The sequence below is a fragment of the Marinactinospora thermotolerans DSM 45154 genome, assembly GCF_900167435.1.
Taxonomy (GTDB): domain Bacteria; phylum Actinomycetota; class Actinomycetes; order Streptosporangiales; family Streptosporangiaceae; genus Marinactinospora; species Marinactinospora thermotolerans.
Map to the genome: position 1 here is coordinate 81,408 of NZ_FUWS01000017.1, position 6,699 is coordinate 88,106.

The 6,699-nt window shown below is 72.2% G+C and carries 7 protein-coding genes; 3 read left to right on the forward strand and 4 right to left on the reverse strand.

Annotated features, from left to right (window positions below; all coding sequences use genetic code 11):
* Nucleotides 1-41: 41 nt before the first annotated feature.
* Nucleotides 42-1,187, reverse strand: coding sequence for an ABC transporter ATP-binding protein (locus tag B5D66_RS23305; protein ID WP_078763958.1), 1,146 nt, complete (start codon nt 1,185-1,187; stop codon nt 42-44).
* Between the two features lie 94 nt (nt 1,188-1,281).
* The gene (locus tag B5D66_RS23310) at nt 1,282-2,736 is read right to left on the reverse strand and encodes a gamma-aminobutyraldehyde dehydrogenase (protein ID WP_078763959.1); all 1,455 of its coding nucleotides are present in this window, start codon (nt 2,734-2,736) and stop codon (nt 1,282-1,284) included.
* A 214-nt stretch (nt 2,737-2,950) separates the two neighbouring features.
* On the opposite strand from B5D66_RS23310, the gene B5D66_RS23315 reads away from it, so the two are divergent.
* From B5D66_RS23315 to B5D66_RS23325, 3 genes are all read left to right on the forward strand, one after another.
* Nucleotides 2,951-4,336, forward strand: coding sequence for an aspartate aminotransferase family protein (locus B5D66_RS23315; protein WP_078763960.1), 1,386 nt, complete (start codon nt 2,951-2,953; stop codon nt 4,334-4,336).
* A 53-nt stretch (nt 4,337-4,389) separates the two neighbouring features.
* The gene (locus tag B5D66_RS23320; protein ID WP_078763961.1) at nt 4,390-4,989 is read left to right on the forward strand and encodes a carboxymuconolactone decarboxylase family protein; all 600 of its coding nucleotides are present in this window, start codon (nt 4,390-4,392) and stop codon (nt 4,987-4,989) included.
* 113 nt (nt 4,990-5,102) lie between these two features.
* Entirely contained in the window at nt 5,103-5,654 is a 552-nt protein-coding gene (locus B5D66_RS23325) for an HdeD family acid-resistance protein (protein WP_144390288.1), read from the forward strand.
* Nucleotides 5,655-6,250: 596 nt separating this feature from the next.
* Here the strand turns inward: B5D66_RS23325 and B5D66_RS23330 are convergent.
* Both B5D66_RS23330 and B5D66_RS26580 read right to left on the reverse strand, forming a co-directional pair.
* Nucleotides 6,251-6,577 (reverse strand): hypothetical protein, encoded by a 327-nt coding sequence (locus B5D66_RS23330; RefSeq protein ID WP_078763962.1) that lies wholly within the window; start codon nt 6,575-6,577, stop codon nt 6,251-6,253.
* Entirely contained in the window at nt 6,574-6,699 is a 126-nt protein-coding gene (locus B5D66_RS26580) for a helix-turn-helix domain-containing protein (protein WP_078764225.1), read from the reverse strand. The genes B5D66_RS23330 and B5D66_RS26580 overlap by 4 nt, the downstream gene beginning before the upstream one ends.

A 6,699-nucleotide genomic window follows, 5' to 3' on the forward strand; every position in this document is an offset into this window, starting at 1 on the left:
GGGGCGGGGCCGGCGCGGGGTCGGGCCGGTCCCGCGCCGGGTCACCGGGGCAGCGCGTAGGAGTGGTCGGGCCGCCACGACAGCCAGACCTGGTCGCCGCGTTCGGCGGCGTTGCTCGCGTCGGAGGAGTTCTGGCGGAACACGACGACCTCGGCGCCGTTGGCGAGGACGACCGTGTAGTGCGTCGACGCCCCCAGGTAGACCACCTCGCCGACGGTGCCGCGCAGCCGGCTCATGCCGGGGGCGGGTTCGTCGGCGCCGATGTGGACCTTCTCCGGGCGGACCGTGACGTCCACGGCCGACCCGCTGGTCTGGTCGGTGCGGACGAGGACGTGGCCGATCCCGTCGAACTCGACCCTGGCGTACTCGCCGACCCCCGTGGTCACGGTGCCGGAGAGCAGGTTGGAGGTGCCGATGAAGCCGGCGACGAAGCGGGAGGCGGGACGCTCGTAGATCTGCGCGGGCGGGCCGAGCTGTTCGACGACGCCCTCGTTCATGACCGCGATGCGGTCCGACATCGTCAACGCCTCGGACTGGTCGTGGGTGACGTAGACGAAGGTGATGCCGACCTCGCGCTGGATGCGCTTCAGCTCGATCTGCATGGCCTGGCGCAGTTTGAGGTCGAGCGCGCCGAGCGGTTCGTCCAGCAGGAGCGCCCCGGGCCGGTTGACCAGGGCCCGGGCCAGCGCGACGCGCTGCTGCTGTCCGCCGGAGAGTCGGCCGGGGCGGCGGCGGTGCAGCCCGGACAGCTCCACCAGGTCCAGCGCCTCGCCGACGCGCCGCCTGACCTCGTCCTTGGGGACGTTCTTGCGGCGCAGCCCGAAGGCGACGTTGTCGGCCACGCTCATGTGCGGGAAGAGCGCGTAGCTCTGGAAGACCATGTTGACGTCGCGCCGGTCCGGTGGCACGCCGGTGACGTCGCGCCCGGCCAGGCGGACCGTTCCGGAGGTGGGCTCCTCGAACCCGGCGATCATCCGCATGGTCGTGGTCTTGCCGCACCCGGAGGGACCCAGCAGCGAGAAGAACTCGCCCTGGTGGACGGCCAGGTCGATGCCGCGCACCGCCGCCACGGTCTCCTGGCCCGAGCGGTAGGTCTTGACGACGCCTTCGAGGCCGATGGCGGCGGGGCCTTCGCGGGCGGTGGTGGGCGGGTGGGGGGCCGGGCCTTCGTGCGTGCTGGTGGCCATGGTTCGCGTGTTCCCTGTCGGTCCGGTCGGCACCCGGAAGGGTGGGGGTGGGGGGCGGGGCGGGCCGAGGCCCGCCCCGCGGCCGGTGTCCTTCTCAGTCTCGGCCGATGTAGCTCATGACGTGCTTGACGCGGGTGTAGTCCTCCAGGCTGTACAGCGACAGGTCCTTGCCGTAGCCGGAGTGCTTGAAGCCGCCGTGGGGCATCTCGGCGACGAGGGGGAGGTGGGTGTTGATCCACACGCAGCCGAAGTCGAGGCGCCGCGACACCCGCAGCGCCCGCGCGTGGTCGCGGGTCCACACGCTGGAGGCCAGGCCGTAGCGCACGGAGTTGGCCCAGGCGACGGCGGTGTCCTCGTCGTCGAACCGCTGCACGGTGATGACCGGCCCGAAGATCTCGTCGGTGACCATCTCGTCGCCCTGGCGCAGCCCCGAGACGACGGTGGGGGCGTAGAAGTAGCCCGTGTCGCCGACGCGGGAGCCACCGGCGAGCACCGAGGCGTGGTCGGGCGCGCGGTCGAGGAAGCCGCTGACCCGGTCGAGCTGGCCGGCGTTGTTGAGGGGGCCGTAGGCGGCGGTGGTGTCGTCGGGGCCGGCCGTGCGGGTCGCGCGCGCCTGTTCGGCCAGCGCGGCGGCGAGGTCGTCGTGGATGCCGGGGGCGGCGAGGATGCGGGTGGCCGCGGTGCAGTCCTGGCCGGCGTTGAAGTAGCCGGCCCCGGCGATGCCCTCGGCGGCCTTTTCGACGTCGGCGTCGTCGAAGACGATGACGGGGGCCTTGCCGCCGAGCTCCAGGTGCAGGCGTTTGAGGTCCCGGGACCCGGCCTGGGCCACCTCGAGGCCGGCGCGGGTGGAGCCGGTGAGCGAGATGAGCCGGGGGGTGGGGTGGTCGACGAGGGCGCGGCCGGTGTCGCGGTCGCCGGTGACGACGTTGAACACGCCCGGCGGCAGGAACTCGGCGGCGATCTCGGCGAGCAGGAGGGTGGAGAGGGGGGTGGTGTCGGAGGGTTTAAGGACGATGGTGTCGCCCGCGGCGAGGGCCGGGCCGATCTTCCAGGCCGCCATCGCCATCGGGTAGTTCCACGGCGTGATCTGGCCGACGACGCCGATCGGTTCGCGGCGGATCCAGGAGGTGTGGTCGGCCATGTACTCGCCGGCGGCCTTGCCCTCCAGGGTGCGTGCGGCCCCCGCGAAGAACCGCAGCGCGTCGGTGACCTGCCAGATCTCCTCGTCCCGGGTGGCCTGGACGGGTTTTCCGCAGTTGCGGACCTCGGCGGCGACGAGTTCGTCGGCGCGCGCCTCGACCGCGTCGGCGATGCGGTTCAGCGCGATCTGCCGTTCGGCGGGGGTGGAGTCGCGCCAGCCTCCCTCGAACGCCGCCGCCGCGGCCTGGTAGGCGGCGTCGACGTCGCGCGGGCCCGAGACGGGTGCCTCGGCGAACGGCTCGCCGGTGGAGGGGTCGATGATCTCGGCGGTGCGGCCGTCGCTGGCGTCCACGTACTCGCCGTTGACGAAGTTGCGCAGGCGCTGGAGCTGTCCGGGCTGGCTGGGCACGTTCGCGTCTCTCCTCCGGAAGGTGACGAAAGGCACATTGTCGTTGATCAGACCTTGACAAACAAGATCCCTCAACACAAGGGATTCCGTTGTAAATATCTTGTTTCGCCACTGATACTTGACATGGAGCCAGGAAATGCGACTATTTCTTTGGTTCACTCCGCTGTCTCCGCCAGGAGCAGCGTGATCCGGCGGCAGTTCGAGGGGGAACAAGGTGACAGCCCAGACGGGCCGGCTCGACGCCCAGCGGCTCCAGCGCGCGGCAAAGGACCACCTGTGGATGCACTTCACCGAGATGGCGGCCTATCAGGACGCCGACGTCCCGGTGATCACCCGGGGCGAGGGCGCCTACGTCTACGACGACAAGGGGCGGCGCTACCTCGACGGCCTCGCCGGCCTGTTCGTCTCCCAGGTGGGCCACGGACGCACCGAGATCGCCGAGGCCATCGCCGAGCAGGCGGCGCGCCTCGCCTACTTCCCGATCTGGACCTACGCCCACCCCAGCGCCATCGAACTGGCCGAACGCCTCGCCTCGCTGGCCCCCGGCGACCTGAACCGGGTCTTCTTCACCACCGGCGGCTCCGAGGCGGTCGAATCGGCCTGGAAGCTGGCCCGCCAGTACTTCAAGGCCGTCGGCCAGCCCACCCGGCACAAGGTGATCAGCCGCGCCGTCGCCTACCACGGCACCACCTTGGGCGCGCTGTCCATCACCGGCGTCCAGGCCCTCAAGACGCAGTTCGAGCCGCTGGTGCCCAGCACCGTGCAGGTGCCCAACACCAACGCCTACCGGGCCCCGGTCCACGGCGACGACCCCGAGGCGTTCGGCCGCTGGGCGGCCGACCAGATCGAGGCCGCGATCATCCAGAACGGCCCCGAGACCGTCGCCGCCGTCTACCTGGAGCCGGTGCAGAACTCCGGCGGCTGCCTCCCGCCCCCGCCCGGCTACTTCCAGCGGGTCCGCGAGATCTGCGACCGCCACGGGGTGCTCCTCGTCTCCGACGAGGTCATCTGCGCGTTCGGCCGCCTCGGCGAGTACTTCGGCGCGCTGCGCTACGACTACCTGCCCGACATGATCACCTTCGCCAAGGGCGCCACCTCCGGTTACGTCCCCCTGGGCGGGGTGATCGCCCGCGACCGGCTCATGGAGCCCTTCCAGGAGAAGGGGAGCGTCTTCAGCCACGGCATCACCTTCGCCGGGCACCCGGTCGCCGCCGCCGCCGCGCTGGCCAACCTCGACGTGTTCGAGCGCGAGGACCTGTTGGGCAACGTCCGGCGCAACGCCCCGGCGTTCCGGGCCGCCCTGGAGGGGCTGTTGGACCTGCCGATCGTCGGTGACGTTCGCGGCGAGGGGTACTTCTACGGCATCGAACTGGTCAAGGACAAGGAGACCCGGCAGACCTTCGACAGCGAGGAGGCCACCCGCCTGCTCAAGGGGTTCCTCTCCCCCGCCCTGTTCGACGCCGGCCTGATCTGCCGCGCCGACGACCGCGGCGACCCCGTCATCCAGCTCTCCCCTCCGCTGATCTGCGGCCCCGAGCACTTCGAGGAGATCGCGTCCATCTTGCGCGCGGTCCTCACCGAGGCGTGGAAGCGGCGGTGACCTCCCCCGCCGTGGCCGCGGCGGAGGTCGCGGCCACGGTGTAGGAAGGGGGGATGCGGCATGGACGACTCCACTGGTACTCCCCCGAGGAGCTGGGCGGGACGCAACGGGACATCTACGCCGGCGTGCTCGCCAAGTACGGCGCGCGCCCGCCGTTCCCGCTGACCGACCCCGAGGGCCGGCTGCACGGCCCGTTCAACGCGATGCTCGCCGCGCCCGGGGTCGGCGCCGCGCTCCAGGCGCTCAGCGCGGCGGTGGGCTCGGGGACGTCGCTGCCGCCGCGGACGCGCGAGATCGTGATCCTGGCCGTGGCGGCCGAGCGGGACAGCGCGTTCGAGTGGTCCGCGCACCGCCGGGTCGCGGCCACGGTCGGGCTCACCGACGAGGAGATCGCCGCGCTGGGGGCGCGCGCCACCCCGTCCTCCCTCGACGCGGCCGAGCGGGCCGCGGTGGAGGCGGCGCGCGCGCTGCTGCGCGACCGCGATCTGGACGACGCCCGCCACGCCGCCGTGGAGGCGGCGTTCGGCGAGGCGGGGGTGGTCGAGCTGATCACCCTCACCGGCTACTACGACTTCCTGGCGACCCTGCTGCGGGCCCTGCGCGTCCCCGTCCCCGCCGAGGAGCCGGGCGGCGGCCCGACGCGCCACGGCTGATCCGCCCCCGTCTGGCATCCCCTGCCCTCGTCATTACCTCCCCAGGGGGACACAAGGCCGCGACCCCGGGTAGCGCCTCCCGTGTTCGTCTACACACGGGGGGTCGTGCCGGGATGCTGGACATACTGTCCGGACGCTGGTGGGCGTTCGTCGCGCGCGGGGTGGCCGCGGTGGTGTTCGGTCTGTTGACGCTGTTCTGGCCGCAGATCACCGTGCTGGTCCTGGTGATGCTCGCCGGGGTCTACGTGCTCGTCGATGGTGTCCTGCTGCTGTTCCACGCCTTCTCCCCAGCCGCCGATCCACGGCCCAGGTGGGTGGTCGTCCTCCAGGGTGTGGCGGGTCTGCTCTTCGGTATCGCGATCGTCGTGTGGCCGGGGATCTCCGCCGTCGTGCTCGTCACGCTCATCGCGTTGTGGGCGCTCTTCAGCGGTGTCCTCCAGATCGCCGCCGCGATCCGGCTGCGGCGTGAGATGGGGCGGGAGTGGCTGCTCGCGGTCGCCGGCGTGCTGTCGGTGGTGACCGGTCTGCTCCTGCTGCTGTGGCCGGGGGCGGGCGCGCTCGCGTTGGCGTGGCTCATCGGCCTGTACGCGCTGGCGTTCGGGGTGCTGCTCATCGTGCTAGGGATCCGGCTGCGCGAGTGGCGCGGCCTGCCCCCCGGCCTGTGAACCGGGGCGCCCCGGCGCCCAGGAGGTGGCCGGACCGTTCCGTCATCCCCCGCCGCGCGGGTAGCGGACCACCCGGTACCGGATGGTCCCCGGCGAGCAGCCGTACTCCCGTGCCGGGGATCGCGGCGACGCGCCCATGCGCACACGATCGCGATCTCCCACGCGGGAAGGGTGAGGTATCCGCAGAACCTGCGCGGCGTGATCCCCGCCCACACCGTGTGACGCGCGATGGTGGACGGCGCGCGGCCTGGTCTCTCCTCTCTATGGGTGTGCCGCCCGCCCCGCGGGGGTGAGGACGGGGCGGGCGGCGCCGCGCGCGGGCTCGCAGGGGTCGAACGGTCATCCGCGCGCGGGATCGATACGCCGCTGCCGGCCTTCGGGGAGGCGTAGCGGCGGACAAGGGGGGTGGTCCGGGACGGTCCCTCTACCGTCCCGGACCGGGCCGGGGAACACCCCTCAATGGTTCCCCGGGGTCCCGCGCGCCGGGCTCTGAGGACGACGCGCGGGAGCTCGGGCCGCCCGCCCCGCGCCTGAGACGGGCGGCTGGCCAACGCCGGGGTTTCCGGTGAGCAGGACGCTCACCCCGACGCGGCCGTCTACGCGGAGGCGGGCCGCCCCCACGAGACCGGGCCGGCTGGTCTGACCGGTCTGGTCTGGGTCCAGGTGGTGTTGGTCGTGTCGGCGTCGGCCAGGTGATCGCGCCCGGGCAGAACCATGGAACGCGGGGAAGATTCCTCCCGTGTCGGGATGAGGCCGCGCGCGGCGAGCCTCATCCACATCTCCTCAGCGGTGGCCGCGATGAGCAGTTCACGTCCGGCCAGAGCGAGATAGCCGCGTGAGGTTTCCCCGTGCCACACCAGCACGCCGCTTCGGCGGGACAGATCACGCGCGACGGCGTGGCCGGGAAGGCAGGGCCGCCTCATCCCTGGTCTCCTTCCAGGAGTGCGCGGATCTGGTCGGCGGGAATCCGCCAATGACCCCCCAACGTCCGCTGTCCGCGCAACCGTCCTTCTTGTAGCCATCGGCCGACGGTGCTGGGGGCCAC